18 protein-coding genes are annotated in these 20,193 nt (G+C 66.8%); 4 read left to right on the plus strand and 14 right to left on the minus strand.

Annotated elements, in window-relative coordinates; translation table 11 throughout:
* Positions 1–25: 25 nt before the first annotated feature.
* From pstA to MSB02_RS08630, 3 genes are read right to left on the minus strand one after another with little or no spacing between them, the layout of a single operon-like run.
* Entirely contained in the window at positions 26–892 is an 867-nt protein-coding gene (gene pstA / locus MSB02_RS08620; protein WP_267194831.1) for a phosphate ABC transporter permease PstA, read from the minus strand.
* Positions 889–1,815 carry a phosphate ABC transporter permease subunit PstC gene (gene pstC / locus MSB02_RS08625; protein WP_267194832.1) on the minus strand — a complete coding sequence of 309 codons (927 nt, stop codon included), beginning with the start codon at positions 1,813–1,815 and terminating at the stop codon, positions 889–891. Before pstC ends, pstA begins: the two co-directional genes overlap by 4 nt.
* A 6-nt stretch (positions 1,816–1,821) precedes the next feature.
* On the minus strand, positions 1,822–2,706 hold the full coding sequence (locus tag MSB02_RS08630; RefSeq protein ID WP_267194833.1) for a phosphate ABC transporter substrate-binding protein: 885 nt from the start codon (positions 2,704–2,706) through the stop codon (positions 1,822–1,824).
* Positions 2,707–2,902: 196 nt separating this feature from the next.
* Between MSB02_RS08630 and MSB02_RS08635 the strand changes: the two genes are divergently transcribed.
* Entirely contained in the window at positions 2,903–3,628 is a 726-nt protein-coding gene (locus MSB02_RS08635; RefSeq protein ID WP_267194834.1) for a response regulator transcription factor, read from the plus strand.
* Positions 3,625–5,382 carry a HAMP domain-containing sensor histidine kinase gene (locus MSB02_RS08640; RefSeq protein ID WP_267194835.1) on the plus strand — a complete coding sequence of 586 codons (1,758 nt, stop codon included), beginning with the start codon at positions 3,625–3,627 and terminating at the stop codon, positions 5,380–5,382. Before MSB02_RS08635 ends, MSB02_RS08640 begins: the two co-directional genes overlap by 4 nt.
* On the opposite strand, the gene MSB02_RS08645 is transcribed toward MSB02_RS08640, so the two are convergent.
* From MSB02_RS08645 to MSB02_RS08680, 8 genes are all read right to left on the minus strand, one after another.
* Positions 5,375–6,055 carry a phosphatase PAP2 family protein gene (locus MSB02_RS08645; RefSeq protein ID WP_267194836.1) on the minus strand — a complete coding sequence of 227 codons (681 nt, stop codon included), beginning with the start codon at positions 6,053–6,055 and terminating at the stop codon, positions 5,375–5,377. The two genes, MSB02_RS08640 and MSB02_RS08645, sit on opposite strands and share 8 nt — an antisense overlap.
* A gap of 2 nt (positions 6,056–6,057) precedes the next feature.
* Positions 6,058–7,686 (minus strand): putative manganese-dependent inorganic diphosphatase, encoded by a 1,629-nt coding sequence (locus tag MSB02_RS08650; RefSeq protein WP_267194837.1) that lies wholly within the window; start codon positions 7,684–7,686, stop codon positions 6,058–6,060.
* A gap of 26 nt (positions 7,687–7,712) precedes the next feature.
* On the minus strand, positions 7,713–9,956 hold the full coding sequence (locus tag MSB02_RS08655) for an ATP-dependent helicase (protein ID WP_267194838.1): 2,244 nt from the start codon (positions 9,954–9,956) through the stop codon (positions 7,713–7,715).
* Between the two features lie 49 nt (positions 9,957–10,005).
* Entirely contained in the window at positions 10,006–10,215 is a 210-nt protein-coding gene (locus MSB02_RS08660; protein ID WP_267194839.1) for a hypothetical protein, read from the minus strand.
* Between the two features lie 164 nt (positions 10,216–10,379).
* The gene (gene aroF / locus MSB02_RS08665; protein WP_267194840.1) at positions 10,380–11,177 is read right to left on the minus strand and encodes a 3-deoxy-7-phosphoheptulonate synthase; all 798 of its coding nucleotides are present in this window, start codon (positions 11,175–11,177) and stop codon (positions 10,380–10,382) included.
* Positions 11,174–11,452 (minus strand): chorismate mutase, encoded by a 279-nt coding sequence (locus MSB02_RS08670; RefSeq protein WP_267194841.1) that lies wholly within the window; start codon positions 11,450–11,452, stop codon positions 11,174–11,176. Before MSB02_RS08670 ends, aroF begins: the two co-directional genes overlap by 4 nt.
* A 95-nt stretch (positions 11,453–11,547) precedes the next feature.
* Positions 11,548–13,098: a glutamine-hydrolyzing GMP synthase gene (gene guaA / locus MSB02_RS08675; RefSeq protein ID WP_267194842.1), complete on the minus strand. Its 1,551-nt coding sequence runs from the start codon at positions 13,096–13,098 to the stop codon at positions 11,548–11,550.
* Between the two features lie 8 nt (positions 13,099–13,106).
* Positions 13,107–14,282, minus strand: coding sequence for a GuaB3 family IMP dehydrogenase-related protein (locus tag MSB02_RS08680; RefSeq protein ID WP_267194843.1), 1,176 nt, complete (start codon positions 14,280–14,282; stop codon positions 13,107–13,109).
* 277 nt (positions 14,283–14,559) lie between these two features.
* On the opposite strand from MSB02_RS08680, the gene MSB02_RS08685 reads away from it, so the two are divergent.
* Entirely contained in the window at positions 14,560–16,212 is a 1,653-nt protein-coding gene (locus MSB02_RS08685; protein WP_267194844.1) for an N-acetylmuramoyl-L-alanine amidase, read from the plus strand.
* Between the two features lie 9 nt (positions 16,213–16,221).
* Here MSB02_RS08685 and ychF read toward each other — a convergent pair whose 3' ends face one another.
* On the minus strand, positions 16,222–17,286 hold the full coding sequence (gene ychF, locus MSB02_RS08690; RefSeq protein ID WP_267194845.1) for a redox-regulated ATPase YchF: 1,065 nt from the start codon (positions 17,284–17,286) through the stop codon (positions 16,222–16,224).
* Positions 17,287–17,410: 124 nt separating this feature from the next.
* Between ychF and MSB02_RS08695 the strand changes: the two genes are divergently transcribed.
* The gene (locus tag MSB02_RS08695; protein WP_267194846.1) at positions 17,411–18,067 is read left to right on the plus strand and encodes a LysE family transporter; all 657 of its coding nucleotides are present in this window, start codon (positions 17,411–17,413) and stop codon (positions 18,065–18,067) included.
* On the opposite strand, the gene MSB02_RS08700 is transcribed toward MSB02_RS08695, so the two are convergent.
* Positions 18,064–18,420, minus strand: a complete 357-nt coding sequence (locus MSB02_RS08700; protein WP_267194847.1) for a hypothetical protein — start codon at positions 18,418–18,420, stop codon at positions 18,064–18,066. The genes MSB02_RS08695 and MSB02_RS08700 overlap by 4 nt on opposite strands.
* Positions 18,421–18,520: 100 nt before the next feature.
* Positions 18,521–20,152, minus strand: coding sequence for a chaperonin GroEL (gene groL, locus MSB02_RS08705; RefSeq protein ID WP_267194848.1), 1,632 nt, complete (start codon positions 20,150–20,152; stop codon positions 18,521–18,523).
* Positions 20,153–20,193 lie beyond the last annotated feature (41 nt).

The following is a 20,193-nucleotide window of genomic DNA, read 5'->3' on the forward strand; positions in this document are numbered from 1 at the left end:
CCGTCCCGTTCGAGCAGCAGTGCGTTCACCACTTGACCCTCCTTCTCTGAGCCGAGCGCCACAGCGCCGCGACGACGCTCACAACGCTCACGCCGGCCACCAGCACGAGCGCGGTACCCCACACGAGCGTGGGACTCCACCCCGGCACCGACGTGACCTGCGCATATATGTGATAGGGCAACGACATGAACTGCGATGACAGCCCATCCGGCAGCTTCCTCATCTGGAACACCGCACCGGTGAACAGGATCGGCGCGGTCTCACCGGCCGCTCTTGCCAGGCCGAGGATGGAACCGGTGATGATACCCGGCGCCGCCGCCGGCAACACGACCTTGTAGATCGTGCGCAGCCGCGTGGCGCCGAGCGCGAGCGAGGCCTGCCGAAGGTCCTGCGGGATCTGTCTCAGCGCTTCCTCGGTCGCTGTGATCACGACCGGCAACGTCATGCACGTCAAGGTGAGCGCGGAGGCGATGACCGAACGGCCGAACCCCGCGAGAAGCACGAAGGCGGCGAGGCCGAACAGCCCGTAGACGATGGACGGGACGCCGGCCATGTTCGTGATCGCTAGACGTATCGCCCTGGTGGTGAAGTTGCGCGGCGCGTACTCGGACAGGTAGATCCCGGCGAGGATACCGATCGGGAGGGTGAGACCGGCGGTGGTCGCGACCACCCACAGGGTCCCGACGATCACCGGCAGGATCCCGCCCTCCCGGCCGCGGTCGCGCGGCACGTCGGTCAGGAACGTCCAGTCGATCGCGCCGATGCCGTGATACACGATGTATGCGAGGACGAACAGCGCGACCGCCACCACCGACACGGCGGCCAGACCCGTGACGGCCCTGGCCACCAACTCCGATCGGCGTGCCCTGCGCGTGCGAGACATGCCGCTCATCGGCGCCACCGCTTCCGCTGCCGCTCGAGAACGAGATCGGCGGCGAGGTTGATGGTGAAGGTGATCGCGAACAACACGAGTCCTACGGCGAACAACACCGAGTAGTGAAGGCCGCCCTGGACGACCTCACCCATCTCGGCGGCGATCGTCCCGGTCATCGTACGGACCGACTCCAGCACTGTCGTCGGCATGACAGCAGCGTTACCCGTGAGCATCAGCACGGCCATCGTCTCGCCGATCGCACGACCCAGCCCGAGCATCACGGCCGCGAAGATTCCCGATCCCGCAGCCGGAACGGTCACCTTGAAGGTCGTTTGCCACCGGGTGTTGCCGAGCGCCGCCGAGCCCTGACGCAGGTCGAACGGCACCGCGTGCAACGCGTCCTCGGAGATGGAGATCACGGTCGGCAGCGACATCACGCCGAGCACGATGCCGCCGGTGAGGGCCGTCATGCCGCTGTTGAGAGCGAAGACGTCCTTCACCAACGGTATCACCACAGCCACGCCGATAAGCCCGTAGACCACCGACGGCACGGCGGCCATGAACTCGATGATCGACTTCATGACGTCCTTCACGCCAGGGCCTGAGAACTCGGAGATGAACACTGCGGCTGCCACCCCCACAGGGACCGAGACCGCCAGCGCGACGCCCGTCACGAACAGCGATCCGAGGATCAGCGGCAGCATGCCGAACTTGCCCGGATCGGAGGTGGGATACCAGGCGGTTTCGGACAGCATCGTCCCGAGCCCGGCCTCCCCGAACGCGCGGACCGAGTTCCACGCAAGGAAGATCGCGATCGCGGCGAGTATGACGATCGCGAGCCAGCCACACACATGGATTATGGCGCGGGCGACAGCCTCGGCCGCACGACGCGTGGTCGTGCGGCCGAGACGCCGCGCACCGTCTGAGGGAGGGGTTCTCATACGGTCTTACGGAAGCGGTACGAAACCCTCGTCCTCGACCAGCTGCTGACCCTCGGCGCCGAGGATCCAGTCGAGGTAGGCGGCCATGACGCCTTGGGGCTCGCCATCACTGTACATGTAGAGGTAACGGCTGATCGGGTAGGTGCCGTCGGCGGCCGTCTCCACCGATGCCTCAACACCGTCGACAGCGACGATCTTCACGTCGGACGTGAGATAACCGAGACCGATGTAACCGATTCCGGCCTCGTTGGCGGTCACCTCATCGGCGATCGCCTGGTTGGAGGGCAGCAGCTTGGCGGAAGCCGCGTACTCGAAGTCCTCGCCGACGACGGCCTCCTTGAAGAACTCGTACGTGCCGGAGGAGCTGTCACGCGAGAGGAGCACGATCTCGGCGTCGATGCCGCCAACGTCCTTCCAGTTGGTGATCTCGCCGCGGAAGATCTGGCCGAGCTCGTCCAGCGAGAGATCCGACACGCCGTTGGCGGGGTTCACCACGACCGCGATACCGTCGATCGCAACGGAATGCTCGACGATGTCCATACCCTTGCCTTCGGCCTCGGCGATCTCTTCGTCCTTGATCCCGCGCGACGCGTTGGCGAAGTCCACGGTGCCGTTGATCAGCGCCGCGATACCGGTGCCCGAGCCACCACCCTGGACCGAGATGTCCACGCCCGGGTTCTCGTCCATGAACGACTCGCTCCAGGCGGTCGCGACGTTCAGCAGGGTGTCAGAGCCCTGCACGGTGATGGAACCCTCGAGCTCCTCTGCGGCCCCTTCCGCGGTGGGCTCCGCCTCGGACGCGGGCTCCTCGGCACTGCAACCGGCCAACGCCATGGTGCCTGCAAGCAGCAACGCTGCAAGGGCGGGCGCTACGAACTTCCTGAGATCCACTCTCCACTCCTTCGTCTCGAACGATCGGACGCCGGCATCTCGCCGGACGACATCAAGGCTATGGGCCATGGCGTATGGCGTGGTTGCAGCGATGTAAAAGGTGGTGGCCGAAGGTGAACTCTTTGTTACATGGATGTTCAATGCCGTGCGCGCTCTCTACAATGGCAGCAGACGCCGACCATCAGGGAGCATGGCCATGTCGCACGTACTCGTCGTAGAGGACGACCCGATCATCAGGCAGACCGTGACCTACGCGCTCAAGCGCGCGGGGTTCGACACGTCCTCGGCCGACGATGGCGTCGAGGGGCTCCGTCTCGCCCGGAGCGGCTCGCCCGACCTCATCGTGCTCGACCTCATGCTTCCCGGCATCGATGGGTTCCGGTTCGCCGAGGAGGTCCGCAAACACAACTCCGAGGTGGCGATCATCATGGTCACGGCCCTCGATGGCGAACGGAACACCATCCGCGGCCTCGATGCCGGTGCGGACGACTATCTCACCAAGCCGTTCTCGATGGAGGAACTCCTCGCCCGCGTCCGCGCGAACCTGCGTCGTGTGCGTGAGCGCAGCGTGCTCGAGGTGGAGGACGTCATCCGGGTCGGCGACCTGGTGCTGGAGCCGGCGCAACTGCGTACGACGGTGGCCGGTGAGCCGGTGAAGCTGCGCCTCAAGGAGTTCCAGCTCCTGCTCGCGCTCGCACGCAACAACGGCCAGCTCATGTCGCGCCAACGTCTTGCGCGGGAGGTCTGGGGGTACGAATTCCTGCCTTCATCGCGGACGATCGACGTGCACATCCGCCGCCTCCGGCAGGCGCTCGACGAGCGGTCCGCCTTCCACTACATACAAACGGTCCACGGGGTCGGTTACCGGTTCGAACCGGAGCCGGCCATGGATGGACACGCGGCAGCAGGTGGGTCGCAGTGACGCCGTCACGCATCGGCGGCATGACCGCGTACCGTGTACGGCTTCTCGCCGGGATCGTCGGCGTGACCCTCCTCCTTGCCGCCGCATGGGTGTTCAGCCTGTACCAGCCGTTGTCGGACGCGGTCATAGAGCAGCAGACGGAGCACCTTGCGGATGTCGCGGCCTCGGTGGCCCTCATGCTCGAGGCCACCGACGCTCCGCTCCAGGCGACCGTCGTCGACCTCGGCGCCGACACAGGCCTCCGTGTCACGCTCATCACCACGGACGGCACGGTGCTGGCCGACAGCGACGAGGATCCCGCGGCCATGGCAGACCATGGGGACCGGCCCGAGGTCGTCGAAGCCCTCGCCGGGCGCCGCGGGGAGGACATCCGCCGCTCGGACACGCAGGGTCTGGAGCGTCTGTATGTGGCGGTCCCATCCGCGGACGGCGCCCTGGTCGTACGCACGTCCACGTCCCTGACGCGGATCCGAGCGCTCACGGCGGGGATTCGCGACACGGGCCTGTGGCTGCTCGCGCTCGCCCTCGTTGCGGCGGTGGCGCTCGCGTGGCGTATCTCGCGGACGACCGCAGGCCCGATCGAACGGCTCGCGGACACCGCCCACGCGATGGCCTCCGGGGACCTCTCGACGCCGGTCCACGGCACGACCCCGGCGCTCGCCCCCCTCTCCAACGCGCTCGCGACCCTTGGCGATCAGATGCGCGACCGGATCGGGGAGATCGAACGCGAGCGTGAATCGCTCCGGCTCGTTGTGGACGGCCTGTCAGATGCCGTGCTCCTGGTCGAGGGCGGAAGCGTGACTCTGGCGAACCGGGTAGCCGGGACCTTGCTGCGCGGCTCTCCCGTGCAGATCACGGGCAAACCGCTCGATGCGATCGGCCTTCCGGCTTCACTCGAGAGCGCGATCGCTTCGCATATCGATGAGGCCGAGCCTGCGACGGTCGATCTCGGACCCGATCCGTACCAGCGCTACCACCGGGTGAGAACGGTGCCTCTCGGCGGGAGCTCCACCGGGCGGCGCTCGCTCGTGGTCATCACCGACACCACCGACCGGATGAGGCTCGACGCCATCCGAAGCGACTTCGTGGCCAACGCCTCGCACGAGCTCAAGACCCCTACGGCGGGCATCCTGCTGCTGGCCGAGTCGGCGGCCTCCGCTGCCGAGGACGGGGACGTCGCCAACGCCCTCGGGTTCGTCACGGCCATACAGGGCGAGGCCGCCCGGCTGAAGAAGCTCGTGTCGGACCTCCTCGATCTCTCCCGCATGGAGAAACGGCCGGGCCCCGAGGCGGTGGCCGACGTACGGCGCTCCATCGACCTGGCGATCTCCGCCCACCACCGTTCAGCCTCCGGGCGCGGCCTTGAGTTGACGGCGGACCTGAGCACCATACGGGGCGAAGACGTGGCGGTGGCCATGGACCACACAGACCTGGCGATCGTGCTCGACAACCTGCTCTCCAACGCCATCACGTACACGGAGACAGGATCGGTGCGCGTGAGCGTGTCCACTGACGGTGCCGACGTCATCATCACCGTCAGCGACACCGGCATGGGGATCCCCGAACACGACCGCGAGAGGGTCTTCGAGCGGTTCTACCGTGTCGACCGGGCCCGATCGCGCGCCAGCGGAGGCACCGGCCTCGGCTTATCGCTCGTGAAGAACGCCGTGGAGCGCGCCGGTGGCTCGGTGTCGATCGATTCACACATCGGCTCGGGCACGTCCGTCACGGTGCGGCTGAAGCGGGTCAGCTGACCCGCTCCTCGCTCCCGGCGCCCCATCGCGCTGAGATCATCACCATCAGGGCGAGCAGCCCAGCGCCGAGCAACCACGATCCGATGATGTCGCCCAAGAAGTGGACACCGAGATAGACGCGTCCCATGCCGATGGCGAAGACCGCAAGACCGCAGAGGCCGACGCCGAGGGCCGACACCCGCAGGCTCCGGACATGAAGCACGATCAAGAAAGCTACCGAACCGAAGAACAGCAGGCTCGAGAGCGCGTGTCCCGACGGGAAGCTGTATGACTCGGGGAGGGCGATGCGGGCCACCTCCAGCGCCGGGCGAAGACGCCCGAACAGCAGCTTCAGGATGCTCCCCAACAGCGAACCCAGCGCCACGGTGAGCACCAGCGTCGCGGAGGACGTCCGTCGCCCCATCACCCATAGTGCGGCGCCTGCGCCCGCTGTCAGCGCCGCCATCGGCCAGAAGTCGCCGAGCCAGGTGGCCGCCCGCGCCACAGACTCGACCCACGGCCATGTGACCGACCTGATCGCCTCCGAGACCGCGGCGTCGAACCGGATGAACGCCGGAGCGAACACCAGCGCCACGCCGAGCGCGACGAAGGCGAGCAGCAGGCCGCCCGCCGCGATCACCGACGCGCCAGGGCGCGGGTCGCGCTGCCACGATTCCCCCCGACTCCTCAGCACCGTCATCCCCCCAGACCCTCGAGCAACCGCGCGGCGACCTGCTTCTTGCGCGACAGCACCCCGTCCATCCATGCGGAGCCATCCGTCAGGTCGATACCGAGAGCACGCTCGGCGATGCGCCGCTTCCCCGCGGCGAACACCTCGCTTCCCTCCTTGACCACGTCGGTCACGAGCAGCATGGCGAGGTCGAGTCCACGCCTGACCCTGAACGCCTCCAGCGCCTCTGAGAGCTCCGCCGAGCGATCCCGGTATTCTCCTGCATCCACGGTCTCCACCTGCGCCACGCTGATGGTCACCTCTCCGACACGGTACTCCTTCAGGTCCCGGCTCACCGCGTCGCCGGCCGAGAACGCCGACCTCGCGGAACGCGCGCGGAACATCTCCAGCCCGAAATCGGTGACATCGGTGTGTATCTGCGCTGCCAGCCTCTCGGCCACCTCGCGGTCGAGCGGTGTGGTGGTGGGCGACTTCAGCAGCACGGTATCGGTCAGGACGGCCGAGAGCAGGATCCCGGCGATGGGATCGGGCGGGCTGACGCCGAGATCACGATAGCGTTCCGCGACGATGGTGGCAGTGGAGCCCACCGGCAGGTTGAGGAAGAGGATCGGCGAGACGGTCTGGATGTCGCCCACGCGATGGTGGTCGACGATCTCCATGACCGCCGCCTCCTCGACGCCCGGTGCCGACTGGGACACCTCGTTGTGGTCGAGCAGGATGACCCGCCTACGCGAGCCACGCGCGAGGTTGCTGCGTGTCAGGATGCCGATGAGCCGGGCGTCCTGATCCACCACCAGCGCCTCCCGGTGCGCGCTTTCGATCAGGTCCTCGGCCACCTCGGCGAGCAGTGCGTCGGGGTCGGCGAGCAGCGGGGTCGCGTCCATCACGCCACCGACCGCATGCGCCAGGTTGACGAGTCGCGCGGTGGCGTAGGTGTCGTGGGGGCTCGTCACTATCGCCGCTCCGCGCGTGCGGGCGAGATCGACCACCGTCTTCTCAGGGGCCGAGCCGCCGGTGACGATGATGCATGCGGCTCCGGCCTCGATCGCCAGCGGTTGGGTGCGTACCCTGTCGCCAACGATGAGCGTGTCGCCGACGCGGATGTACGACACCATGGTGCCCGGCTCCATCGCGCCGATGAGCACGTGTCCTTTGAGCAGCGTCCCTGACTCGCCGCACAGGACCGTGCCGCCCAGCGCCTCGGCGAGCTCGCCCACGGTGACCGGCAGCTTCTCGAACCCGAGCATCTCGGTCTCGCCGATATAGAGCTCGGCAAGCGTGCTCTGGTTCAGCAGCCCGCGCACCACACCCTCGTCGTCCACCACGGGAAGCGCCCGCACTCCGCGTTCGCGCATCAGGGCGCCCGCCGTGCGAAGATTCTCATCCACTCCGATGGAAACCACGTCGGCGCTCATCGCGTCCCGGACGCGGGTGCGCACATGCGGGATCTCCTCGGGCAGGTCGACCCCGAAGCGTTCGAACACCCACTGGGTCTCAGGTGGCACAGGGCCGAGGCGTGCCGCCAGGTACACCTCATCAGGATCAGTCACGTTCTTGAGGTGTGCGTACGCCACCGCAGAGCAGATCGAATCGTTGTCGGGATTGCGATGCCCGAAGACGAAGACAGGTCCCATCGTCATCCTCTCGCCCGTGGTGCCGCTCAGCCCTCGACCTTCCGTATCGGAGCGTACCCTAGAAGCAGGTTCTTCGTCCCGCCTTCCGGGAACGTCACACTCACCTTGTCACCCGTGACGGACTGGACCACGCCCCGGCCAAAGACCTTATGGTCCACCGTGTCACCAACAGCGAGCACCAGCTTCTCCTCCGGCTCACGGGCCGCCCGCACACCGGAACCGAACACGCGCCCCCCCGTTGGCGCCTGATCGCGACGTGAGCCGCCACCCCACCTGACGGATCCTCCGCGGTCGCCCCGGCCACGCCCGGGCGCCGAGGCCCCGAAGCCCGACGAGCCCACGCCTTCCACCGCGAGGTGCTCGTCCGGGATCTCGTCGATGAACCTGCTCGGCTGGTTGTACTGGGTCTGGCCGAACAGCATCCTCGAACCCGCGTGCAGCAGGTACAACCGCTCGCGCGCCCGGGTGATGCCCACGTAACACAGCCGGCGCTCCTCCTCCAGGCCCGTGGGCTCGAAGATCGCGCTCGCGTGCGGGAAGATCATGTCCTCCATCCCCGGGAGGAACACCACGGGGAACTCCAGACCCTTGGCGGCATGGAGCGTCATGAGCGTCACAGCACGATCGTCCTCGGCGATCTCGTCGAGGTCGGTGCGGAGAGCCACCCACTCGAGCAGCGCCTCGAGCGTTCGCTGCTCCGGCTCCTCGTGCTGCGCGTCGTACTCATCCACCACGCCGAAGAACTCGCGGATGTTCTCGGCACGGCCCTCGGCCTCGCTGGTGCGCTCCGCGGCCAAAGCCGCGAGCAGCCCCGAAGCGGTCACGATGCGCTCCACTCGCTCCCGCAACGTCTCGCCTTCGGCCGTTCGAGCCGCCTCCAGGTCGGCCGCCAGCCCCGCGACCTTCCGGGCCGGGGCCGTGGCGACCCAGCCGCTGTCGCCTGCGCGGGCTATGGCCTTGGCGAGAGTGATGCCCTCCTCGATCGCCTTCGCACGGAGCGCCTCGATCGTCGTCTTCCCGATGCCGGCGCGCTTCTCCATCACGCGGACCAGCGACTGCGTGTCGGCGGGGTTCACGGTGGCGCGCAGCCACGCCATGACGTCCCTGATCTCCGCGCGGTCGAAGAACCTCGTCCCGCCCACCAGGCGGTACGGGACACCCGCGCGCAGGAACATGTCCTCGATCACGCGTGACTGTGCGTTGGTGCGGTAGAAGACCGCGAAATCGGCGTACGAGCGGTGCTCCTCCCGCAGGAGCCGCTCCACCTCCTCCGTGATGAACCGGGCCTCGTCCCGCTCGTCAGTGGCCGCGTACCGGGTGATGGCCTCCCCGCCGGCGTTCGCGGTCCAGAGCGTCTTCGGCTTGCGGCCCTGGTTGTTCGCCACCACCGCGTTGGCGGCAGCGAGGATGGTGGCTGTGGAGCGGTAGTTCTGCTCGAGCCTGATCACCGTGGCGTCGGGATAGTCGCGCTCGAACTCGAGGATGTTGCGGATGTCGGCCCCGCGCCAGGAGTAGATCGACTGGTCGTCGTCACCCACCACCATGAGGTTCCGATCGCGGGCAGCAAGCCGGTTCACGATCTCGTACTGGGCCTTGTTGGTGTCCTGGTACTCGTCCACCATGACGTAGCGGAACCTGTCCTGGTAGAACTCGAGGACGTCAGGGTGTTCTCGCAGCAGCCGCTCGGCATTCACGAGCAAGTCGTCGAAGTCCATCGCGTTCGCCTCGGCAAGGCGCCGTTGATACAGCTCGTACGCCCGAGCCGCCACCTTCTCCGGGGGCACGACCGCCCGCTCACGATACGTGGCAGGACCCACAAGCTCGTTCTTCGCGGTTGAGATGCGGCCCGCCACCGCCCGTGGCGGATGCATCTTCGTATCGACATCCAGTTCGGTGAGCACGCTCGCAAGGAGGCGTCGGCTGTCGTCATCGTCATAGATCGTGAACGACCGCGAATAGCCGAGGCGGGCACCGTCGGCACGCAGCAGCCGCACACAGAAGGCGTGGAACGTCATCACCCACATCGGACGTGCCGACGGCCCCACGAGGTCGATCAAACGCTCCCGCATCTCGCCGGCCGCCTTGTTGGTGAAGGTGATCGCCAGGATGGACGCCGGAGACACCCCATGGTTCTCGATCAGATTGGCGATGCGGTAGGTGAGCACACGGGTCTTACCGCTCCCTGCTCCAGCGAGCACGAGCAGAGGCCCTTCTGTGGTGGTGACGGCGTCGCGCTGCGCCGGATTGAGGTCCGAGAGAGAAAGTGTCATGGGGTGAACAGTGTACCCCGCGACGGCGGCCGATTGAAGCGCCGGTGCGCTACTGGACGAACTTGATCATGGAGAAGGTGGACTCCCCCGCCGTCCTAAGGCACGAGTGGTGGATGACGCGGGACTTGCCCATGCTGAGCTGGGTGTCACCGCAGCGCTCGCATACGACCTCGCCGCACTCCGTGCAGTAGCCGATGCGCGCGACACCCTCAGCCCCGCAGTGGACGCAGATCTTGCTGAACGGTGTCGACGATGCCATCGTGCCGCCTCCTTGTGCCGATGCCATACGCATGCACGAGCCGGGTTCCAGGCATACAGCTAACAAACATTGTGCCAGCACCGGCGACTCACAACAAGGTTGCGCAAGGATGGCGCCTCAGATCGTGACCCGGATAACCGACTGAACGCCCCCGGCCCGTGAGCCTACGCCAGCGAGCGCCCGACCGCTCCGGCTATCGGACGAAGCTCGTCCATCAGTGAACGGATCCCCTCGAGATCGAGCGACTGAGGGCCGTCGCAGAGCGCCTCGCGCGGGTTCGGGTGCACCTCGATCATGATGCCGTCGGCGCCCACCGCGACCGCCGCCCGCGAGATCGCGGGCACGAGGTCGGCCCGCCCTGCCGGGTGGGACACATCCACGATGATCGGCAGCAACGACAGGCTCTTCACGACCGGCACCGCCGTGATGTCGAGCGTGAAGCGGTACGCGGTCTCAAAGGTTCGGATCCCCCGCTCGCACAGGATCACGTTCTCATTCCCGTGCAACGTTATGTAGTTGCTCGCCTGGAGCCACTCCTCGATGGTGGCGGCCATACCCCGCTTGAACACCACGGGCTTGCGCGAGTCGGCCGTGACCTCTCCGATCTTCCTGAGCAAGCTGAAGTTCGCCATGTTCCGCGTGCCCACCTGCAGGATGTCGGCATACTCGTTCACCACTGCCGCATTGGCCGAGTCGGTGACCTCGGTCACCACCAGCAGTCCGTACTCGTCGGCCGCCTCGCGCAGAAGCTCCAGGCCCTTGAGCTCGAGCCCCTGGAACGAGAAGGGCGACGTGCGCGGTTTGAAGGCTCCTCCGCGCATCACCCGGATGCCGAGTTCCTTCAGGGCCGCGGCCACCTCGCGCATCTGTTCGCGGCTCTCCACCGAGCATGGGCCGGCGATGACGGTGACTCCACCGTCGCGCACGACAGCGTCGGTAGTCACGTTCCGTTCGCCGCTCATCCGCGCATCTCCTTCATGACGTGCAGGATCGTCTCGTAGATCTCGCGCAGGTTCTCCGCGTACAGGGGTCCCTGGTTGCAGGCGGCCAGATGGGCGAAGATCTCCTCCTCACGCTTGGGATCGTACAGACCCCAGTGCACCTGCGGCTTCAGCGCCCTGATCGCAAGCGACTCCGCAGCGCGCTCGTTCAGCAACCGCACGATCTCGCAGTCGACCTCGTCGATTCGAACTCGATGCGCGGCGATCTCTTCCTGGGCCCGGGATTCGTCGGTCACGGTCGCTCTCCTTACCTCGACGGTCCGTGCAGTGCAACGCCCTTATGGCGCACGCGGCGCCGGTCATCCGGCGCCGCGTCACATGACTCTGATCCCTACTCCCACTCGATCGTTCCGGGAGGCTTGCTCGTGATGTCGTACGCTACCCGGTTGATACCCTCGACCTCGTTGATGATGCGGTTGCTCATCCGCGCCAGCAGGTCGTGCGGCAACCTCGCCCAGTCGGCGGTCATGGCATCAGCCGAGGCGACCGCTCGCACGATGATCGGATGACCGTACGTCCGCTCGTCGCCCATCACGCCTACACTGCGGATGTCGGGCAGCACCGCGAAGTACTGCCACACGCTCCGATCCACATCCCACGCACCGATCTCCTCACGCACGATGGCGTCCGCAGCACGCAGGGTGTCAAGCTTCTCGCGCGTGATCGCACCGATGATACGCACCGCGAGTCCCGGCCCCGGGAACGGCTGACGATGCACGATCTCATCCGGCAGGCCGAGTTCCGAGCCCACGGCGCGGACCTCGTCCTTGAAGAGCGCCTTCAGCGGCTCGATGAGGTCGAAGTGCACGCCTTCCGGGAAGGGGATGAGATTGTGGTGGCTCTTGATCTTCGCAGCGGTCTTGTTGCCGCTCTCTATGACGTCGGGATAGAGCGTTCCCTGCGCAAGCCACGCGACACCCTCGAGCTTCGTGGCTTCCTCGAAGAAGACCTTCCAGAACTCCTCGCCGATGATGCGCCGCTTCTGCTCGGGATCGGTCACACCTTCAAGGAGCGACAGGTAGCGCTCTTCGGCCTCCACATGCACGAGATCGATCTGGAACTGGTCACGGAACGTGCGCACCACCTGGTCTGCCTCGTCCAGACGCAGCAAACCGTGGTCTACGAACACACAGGTGAGCTGGTCGCCGATGGCTCGATGCAGCAGGGCTGCCACCACGCTCGAGTCGACACCACCGGACAGTGCGCAGATGACGCGGCCATCCCCCACTTGCTCCCGCACACGCCCGACCGTCTCATCGATGATGTTCAGCATCGTCCATACCGGCGGTATCCCGGCGATGTCGTGCAGGAAGGTCTTGATGATCTGCTGGCCGAAGGCGGTGTGGGCGACCTCGGGATGGAACTGCGTGGCGTAGAGCTTCCTCTCGGGGTCCTCCATCGCGGCGACGGGCGTGACCGTCGTGCGGGCCGTCACGAGGAAGCCGTCCGGCGGCGAACCGACGCTGTCGCGGTGACTCATCCAGCACTGCGAGCTCTCCGGCACGCCATCGAGCAACCGGCACTCCGGCTCCATGACGACAAGTTCCGCGAACCCGTACTCGCCGATGTCGGTATGCGGTACCTGGCCACCGAGGTCGAGCGCCATGAGCTGCATGCCGTAGCAGAACCCGAGGATCGGTATCCCCGCCTCGTAGATGCGCGCATCCATCTTGGGCGCGTCAGGCGCATAGACGCTCGCCGGGCCACCGGAGAGGATCAGCGCCGCCGGCTGGCGGCGCTGGATCTCCTCGAGGCTGATATCGTGCGGAACGATCTCCGAGTAGACACGCGCCTCGCGCACGCGCCGGGCGATGAGCTGCGCATACTGCGCACCGAAATCAAGAACGAGGACCGTGGGCTGCTGGTCGTGGTAGTCGGTCACGCCATCACCTAGCGACCCATGCCGACGCCCTGCGACTGCTGGAGGAACTTGCCCTCCGTCTGCAGCGCCGGGGCCACCATGACCTCGGCCTTCTGGAACGCCTTGAGGTTCTCGTATCCGCAGGTCGCCATGGAGGTGCGAAGCCCGCCGCAGAGGTTGAGCGTGCCGTCGTTCTCATGCGCCGGACCGGTGAGGATCTCCTCAAGCGTACCCTTCTGGCCCGCGAAGACACGCGTGCCGCGGGGCAGGTCGGGGTGGAAGGTCGCCATGCCCCAGTGGTAGCCGCGGCCCGGCGCCTCAGCGGCGGCGGCCAGCGGCGAGCCGATCATCACGCTGTCAGCGCCGCACGCGATGGCCTTGGCAAGGTCGCCACCCGTACGCATCCCGCCGTCAGCGATGACGTGGCAGTACACGCCGGTCTCATCAAGATGCCGCATGCGGGCCGCCGCGGCGTCAGCGACTGCCGTGCACTGCGGCACGCCGATACCCAGCACGCGGCGGGAGGTGCACGCGTGACCCGGACCCACGCCCACCAGAACGCCTACCGCACCGGTGCGCATGAGATGCAGCGCACCCTGGTAGCTGCAGCAGCCGCCGACGATCACCGGGATGTCGAGCGACGCGATGAAGGCGTTCAGGTCGAGCGGCTTGTCGTAGCTCGAGACATGCTCCGCCGAGACCACCGTGCCCTGGATGATGAGGATATCGAGTCCGCCTTCGAGCGCCGGACCGATGAACCTCTCCACGTTCTGCGGCGTGAGCGAAGCGGCGGCGAGCACGCCTCCCGCCTTGATCTCGGCGACACGCTGCTTCACGAGCTCGGGCTTCACGTCCTCGGCGGCATAGATCTCCTGCATCCGGCGGGTGGCTTCCTCACGCGAGAACGAGGCGATCGCGTCGAGATGGGGGGCCGGGTCGGCGTACCGGGTCTGGATGCCCTCGAGGTTCAGCACCGCAAGACCGCCCAGCTTGCCGAGCGTGATGGCGAACGCGGGATCCACGACACCGTCCATGGCCGACGCGAGCACGGGAAGCTCGAAGGTGTAGTCGCGACCCTTGAACGTGAACTCCCAGCCGATATTCACATCCCGGGGGTCACGGGTCCGGCGGCTTGGGACGATCGCGATGTCGTCGAATCCGTACGCCTGCCGTGCCGTCTTGCCACGCCCGATCTCGATCTCCATGCTGTGCGCCGCCTCTCTTGTCCGGTATTCCCGGAACCGCCGTCCGTCTATGTGCAAAGACCAGGGTCAAGCCCCGTGTTCGAAACGGGCGACACCTGGTCTGAAGGAGACTGTGATCCTATCGGTGTGTCAGATAGCTGTGATGCCGACCGCCCCGGTAGACGTATTGTAGGGGTTCGACCGATGTTGTTGAACACTCTGCGCTATAATACCGGCAATTCGTGGTTCCGCGGCGGCATCATCCGCCGGCATACGACCCGAAAGGCCGACCGTAGCAATGTACCGTAGACACCGGCCCGTGATCGGCGCCAGCATGCTGCTGGCCATGATCGCCTTCGCCAGCACCCTCGCCCTGGCTTCCCCCGCATACGCCGCGCGTGTCTTCATCGACCCCGGTCACGGTGGCATCTACCCTGGCGCCGTCTATGCGGGCGTCGCCGAGAAGACCGTCAACCTGCAGATCGCGCTCAGGCTGCGCTCGGAGCTCGTCGCGCGCGGTCACACGGTCACGATGTCGCGTACAAGCGACGTGACCGTGGGGCCCACCGACCGGGCGATCTGGCGGTACGACTCCGAGACGGACACCTGGGACTGGTTCGCCGACGGCACCACCCGGTACAGCGATGGCGTTCCGCGCGACGACCTGCAAGCCCGCTGCGACCGCGCGAACGCCGCCGGCGCCGACATCTTCATCTCGATACACAACAACGCGAGCATCACGAGCGCGGCGCAGGGCTACGAGACCTACTCGGCCGCTGAAGACCGGCTGGGAGCGACCCTCGCAACGTTCGTGCACCGTGAGGTCATCGACGCCATCCCGCTCAGGGACCGCGGCGCCAAGACCACCGGCTTCTACGTGATCCGGTGGTCGCACATGCCGGCGATCCTTGCCGAGTGCGGCTTCCTCTCCAACGCCTCGGACCGCGCATACATCACGTCGGCGAGTGGACAGGCGACGATCGCACGCGCCATCGCCGACGGCGTGGACGGGTACTTCGCCAGCGATCCGTACCGGTCGATCTGGCCGCGCGTCGCGGGGGATCGGCGCTACGGCACCGCTGCGGGACTCTCGCTCGACGGCTGGCCCGACGGCGCCGGCACCGTGCTGCTTGCGACCGGTGAGAACTGGCCTGACGCGCTGGCCAGCGCCCCGCTGTCCCACGCCCTCGACGCCCCGCTCCTGCTCACCGGCCGCGATTCGCTGCCAGACGAGACAGCCGCGGAGCTTGCCCGGCTCATGCCGGAGCGTCTGATCGTGCTCGGCGGGACCGATGCGGTGTCGCAGGAGATCGCGGCGGCGGCGGCGCGAGCGGCCAGCATCGAGGAGTCGGCCACCGAGCGGATCCAGGGCGCCAACCGATACGAGACCGCCGCTCTCATCGCGGACAGGGTGGGCGTGCCTGAGAGCGGGCAGGTCTGCGTGGTCACGGGCTCGGGTCCCGCAGACGCCGTGAGCATCTCCTCGTACGCAGGCGCGAACGAGATACCCGTCCTGCTCGTACGACCCGACGACATGAGCGCCCCTACAGCGGCGTTTGCCGCCGCACACGCGGACACATGGCGGTCGACGCTGGTCATCGGCGGCACGAGCGTGATCACGCCGGCGCTGGAGAGCACGCTCCCCACCGCCACCAGGTTGGCGGGCCCGGACCGCTACGCCACCAACACCGCCATCGTGCAGACGCTCTTCACCGACCCGACCGTCCACTACGTGGCCAACGGCGAGGCATACCCGGACTGTCTGACCGCAGGGGTGCGAGGAGCGAAATCGGTCTCGCCGATACTGCTGGTCCAGCCGCGCACGCTCAGCAACCACACGCGCCTGTACATCGAGAACCACGAGACGCGCATCAAGTCGTTCACGATGGTGGGAGGATCGACGGTGCTCCCCTACCTCCACGACTGGATGCTGGACAAAGCGCTCCGCTGACGCCCTGTCTCACACGTTGAAGCGGAAGTGCACCACGTCACCGTCGGCCAGCACGTAGTCCTTGCCCTCGATCCGCAGCTTTCCGGCTGCCTTGGCAGCGGTCTCGCTTCCAAGCGCGTCGTAGTCGACGTAGGCGATGACCTCGGCCTTGATGAAACCCTTCTCGAAGTCGGTGTGTATGACTCCGGCGGCTTCCGGCGCCTTGGCGCCCACCCTCACCGTCCAGGCGCGTGCCTCCTGCTCCCCCGCGGTGAAGAACGACTGGAGGCCGAGCAGCCGGTACGCTTCACGCACGAGCGCGTTCAGCCCCGGCTCCGCCAGGCCCTCCATCTCCAGGTACTCTGCGAGCTCTTCGGGCTCAAGCTCCGCCATCTCCGACTCGATCTTCGCGCAGATCGGCACGGGCGCGATCCCGTCGATCTCCGTGAGCGGCGCGCCGATCTCGCTCTCATCGACGTTCGCCACGTACAGCATCGGCTTCATCGTGAGCAGGTGCAGATCCCGGATGAGAGTCCGCTCTTCGTCGGACATCTCCATGGTACGGGCACGATGGCCCTGCCCCATCCACTCCTCAAGGCGTCGAGCCACGGCTAGCTTGGGGCCGAGCGCTGCATCGCGCTTCGCTTCCTTCTCGAGCCGCGGCACCGCACGCTCCATGGTGGCAAGGTCCGCGAGGATAAGCTCGGTCTTGATCGTCTCCACGTCAGATGCCGGATCGACACGGCCGTCCACGTGGATCACGCCGGGGTCGGAGAAGTAGCGCACGACCTCCGCGATGGCGTCGCACTCTCGGATGTTGGCCAGGAACTGGTTGCCAAGGCCCTCGCCTTCGCTCGCACCTTTCACGAGCCCGGCGATGTCGACGAACTCGACCGTCGCCGGCACGACCCGCTGTGGCTTTACCAGCTCGGCGAGACGGTCCAGCCGGGAATCCGGCACGGGTACCAGGCCCACGTTGGGCTCGATCGTGGCGAACGGGTAGTTGGCCGCGTCGACCTGCCGCCGCGTCAAGGCCGTGAAGAGCGTGGACTTGCCGACGTTGGGCAACCCCACTATCCCGATGGAGAGCGACACGCCTACCCCTTTCGCACCGTGCTTCCTTACGCAGCCGGACCTGCCCGGCGCTGCGCTACTATAGCATCATGGCACCCACTCCACGCATCGATGCTCCACACGCTTCCGCAGGAGCGGGATACCGATGAACGCCGGGATCGCCGACGCGTTCACGCTGGGAGGAGCCGCGTTCCTCGTGGGGCTCTCGGGCGCGATGGCGCCGGGACCGTTCCTCACGGTCACGATATCCCGCACGCTCACCCGTGGCCCCGCGTCGGCGGCCCTGATGCTCGTGGGGCACGCCCTGCTCGAGGGCGCGCTGCTCGTGGGCTTCGCCTTCGGACTCCAGCGCCTGCTCGCCGCACCCGTGGTGAACAGCGTTCTCGGCATCGTCGGAGGCGCGATCCTGCTATGGCTGGCCTTCGGGCTCGCACGTGACACGCTCTCCGGCGCCACGGTACCCGTCCCCGGCGCCGTGACCCCGGAGCCGAAGCTCGGGCCGGTCATCCAGGGCGTCACCGTGAGCCTTTCGAATCCGTACTGGACGCTTTGGTGGGCGACAGTGGGCGTGAAGCTCGCATCGGACGGTCTTGCGATCGGAGCCGTCGGCGTGGCCGCGTTCTTCATCGGCCATCAGATGGCGGACATAGCGTGGTACGGCCTCGTGATCGCCGCTACCGCGCGTGGACGGCGCATCCTGCCCGACCATGCGTACCGGGTGTTGCTTGGCGCGTGCGCGGTGTTCCTGGTGTATCTCGGACTCCGGTTCGCGATCGCCGGGGTCTCCAGCCTCAGCGCCTAGCCGAGCGACCCGTACGGATCGAGAGGATCGAACGCCTCCACGGTCCAGTCGATGCCGAACGCCTTGAGCTTCGCGTAGTACTCCTCTTCCGTGTACTCCTTGTTGAGGATGTGGAAGCGCGCGCCGTTCAGGCCCACGCAGTAGGCGCAGTCACGACAGTCGACGCACTGCACGCACTCGATCACGCTGTCGCAATTGTGGCAGCCGATGCAGCCTCGGGCGTTGTAGATGTAGTTGCAGTTGCGGCATGCCTCCACGTTGAAGCAGCCGTAGTTGTTCGCGCTGTCGCGGTCGTGGGTGTGCTCGTTCTTGAGGCGGTTCCACTCCGCGAGGAAGTGTACGTTCTGGGTCATCGCGGACTCCCTTCGTGAGCGTGCCGCCATTGTAACCGAGCGGGGCCCCGGACCGTATGGCCCGGGGCCCCGCTTCCACGCGACACGAACGGCTTACGGGCTACATCATGCCCATTCCGCCACCCATGCCCGCCATGGCCGCCGCTGCCGCAGCGTCGTCCTTGGCCGGGATGTCGCTCACGGTGGTCTCGGTGATCAGGATAAGGGCCGCGATCGACGCCGCGTTCTGCAGCGCGCTGCGCGTGACCTTGACCGGGTCGATGACGCCCATCTTGAGCAGGTCGCCGTACTCGCCGGTAGCGGCGTTCAGGCCCTGGCCGGCGTCGAGCGCCTTGACCTTCTCGACCACGACGGAGCCCTCATAACCAGCGTTGGCCGCGATCTGCTTCAGCGGCTCGTCCAGCGCCTTCTTGATGATGTTGACGCCGATCTGCTCGTCGCCCGCAAGCTCGAGGGCCTCGAGCGCCGGGGTCGCGTCGGTCAGCGCCACGCCACCGCCCGCCACGATGCCCTCTTCAACGGCCGCGCGGGTCGCCTGGAGCGCATCCTCGATTCGGTGCTTCTTCTCCTTGAGCTCCACCTCGGTCGCCGCGCCCACCTTGATGATGGCCACGCCGCCGGAGAGCTTGGCCAAGCGCTCCTGGAGCTTCTCGCGGTCGAAGTCGGAGTCGGAGTTCTCGATCTCGGCCTTGATCTGGTTGATGCGGGCCTTGATCTGATCCTCGGAACCCTTGCCGCCGATGATCGTGGTGTCGTCCTTGGTGACCTTGACCTTCTCGGCGCGGCCGAGCATGTCGAGCGTCACGTTCTCGAGCTTGTGGCCAAGCTCCTCGCTGACGACCTGACCGCCGGTGACGATGGCGATGTCCTCGAGCATCCGCTTGCGGCGGTCACCGAAGCCCGGCGCCTTGACGGCCACCGAGGTGAACGTGCCGCGCAGCTTGTTGACGATGAGCGTGGCGAGCGCCTCGCCCTCCACGTCCTCGGAGATGATGAGGAGCTGCTTGCCTGCCTGCATGACCTTCTCGAGCACGGGCAGGAGGTCCTGGATGTTGCCGATCTTGCTGTTGGCGATGAGGATGAGCGGGTCGTCGATCACGGCCTCCATGCGATCGGAGTCGGTGATCATGTACGGCGAGACGTAGCCCTTGTCGAACTGCATGCCCTCGACGGTGTCGATGTCGATGCCGAAGGTCTGCGACTCCTCGACGGTGATGACGCCGTCCTTGCCCACGACCTCCATCGCCTCGGCGATCTTGTCGCCGATCTTCTCGTCGGCCGCCGAGATGGAGCCGACGTGCGCGATCTCGTCGCGGTCCTCGATCTCCTTGGCGTGGCCCTTGATGGTCTCAACGACCGTGTCCACCGCCTTCTCGATGCCGCGCTTCACGGCAAGCGGGTTCGCGCCTGCCGCCACGTTGCGCAGGCCCTCGCGGACGATGACCTGGGCGAGCAGCGTCGCGGTGGTGGTGCCGTCACCGGCGACGTCGTTGGTCTTGGTGGCGACTTCCTTCACGAGCTGCGCGCCCATGTTCTCGATCGGATCGTCGAGTTCGATCTCCTTGGCGATGGTCACACCATCATTGGTGATCGTGGGGGCGCCGAACTTCTTCTCGAGCACGACATAGCGGCCGCGCGGGCCAAGCGTCACCTTGACCGCGTTCGCCAGCTTGTTGACGCCGGACTCGAGGCCGCGCCGGGCCTCTTCGTCGAATCGGATATCTTTAGCCATGTGGCTGATCCCCTCCTTCTGTCAGGGTCGGTGGAACAGGA

The organism is Anaerosoma tenue, from assembly GCF_023161965.1.
Taxonomy (GTDB): domain Bacteria; phylum Actinomycetota; class Coriobacteriia; order Anaerosomatales; family Anaerosomataceae; genus Anaerosoma; species Anaerosoma tenue.

Bases quoted from the DNA above. Each gene is read 5' to 3' on its own strand.
- pstA (WP_267194831.1), bottom strand. From the start codon at position 892: ATGAGCGGCATGTCTCGCACGCGCAGGGCACGCCGATCGGAGTTGGTG.
- pstC (WP_267194832.1), bottom strand. From the start codon at position 1,815: ATGAGAACCCCTCCCTCAGACGGTGCGCGGCGTCTCGGCCGCACGACC.
- MSB02_RS08635 (WP_267194834.1), top strand. From the start codon at position 2,903: ATGTCGCACGTACTCGTCGTAGAGGACGACCCGATCATCAGGCAGACC.
- MSB02_RS08650 (WP_267194837.1), bottom strand. From the start codon at position 7,686: ATGGGACCTGTCTTCGTCTTCGGGCATCGCAATCCCGACAACGATTCG.
- MSB02_RS08655 (WP_267194838.1), bottom strand. From the start codon at position 9,956: ATGACACTTTCTCTCTCGGACCTCAATCCGGCGCAGCGCGACGCCGTC.
- MSB02_RS08660 (WP_267194839.1), bottom strand. From the start codon at position 10,215: ATGGCATCGTCGACACCGTTCAGCAAGATCTGCGTCCACTGCGGGGCT.
- aroF (WP_267194840.1), bottom strand. From the start codon at position 11,177: ATGAGCGGCGAACGGAACGTGACTACCGACGCTGTCGTGCGCGACGGT.
- MSB02_RS08680 (WP_267194843.1), bottom strand. From the start codon at position 14,282: ATGGAGATCGAGATCGGGCGTGGCAAGACGGCACGGCAGGCGTACGGA.
- MSB02_RS08685 (WP_267194844.1), top strand. From the start codon at position 14,560: ATGTACCGTAGACACCGGCCCGTGATCGGCGCCAGCATGCTGCTGGCC.
- MSB02_RS08695 (WP_267194846.1), top strand. From the start codon at position 17,411: ATGAACGCCGGGATCGCCGACGCGTTCACGCTGGGAGGAGCCGCGTTC.
- MSB02_RS08700 (WP_267194847.1), bottom strand. From the start codon at position 18,420: ATGACCCAGAACGTACACTTCCTCGCGGAGTGGAACCGCCTCAAGAAC.
- groL (WP_267194848.1), bottom strand. From the start codon at position 20,152: ATGGCTAAAGATATCCGATTCGACGAAGAGGCCCGGCGCGGCCTCGAG.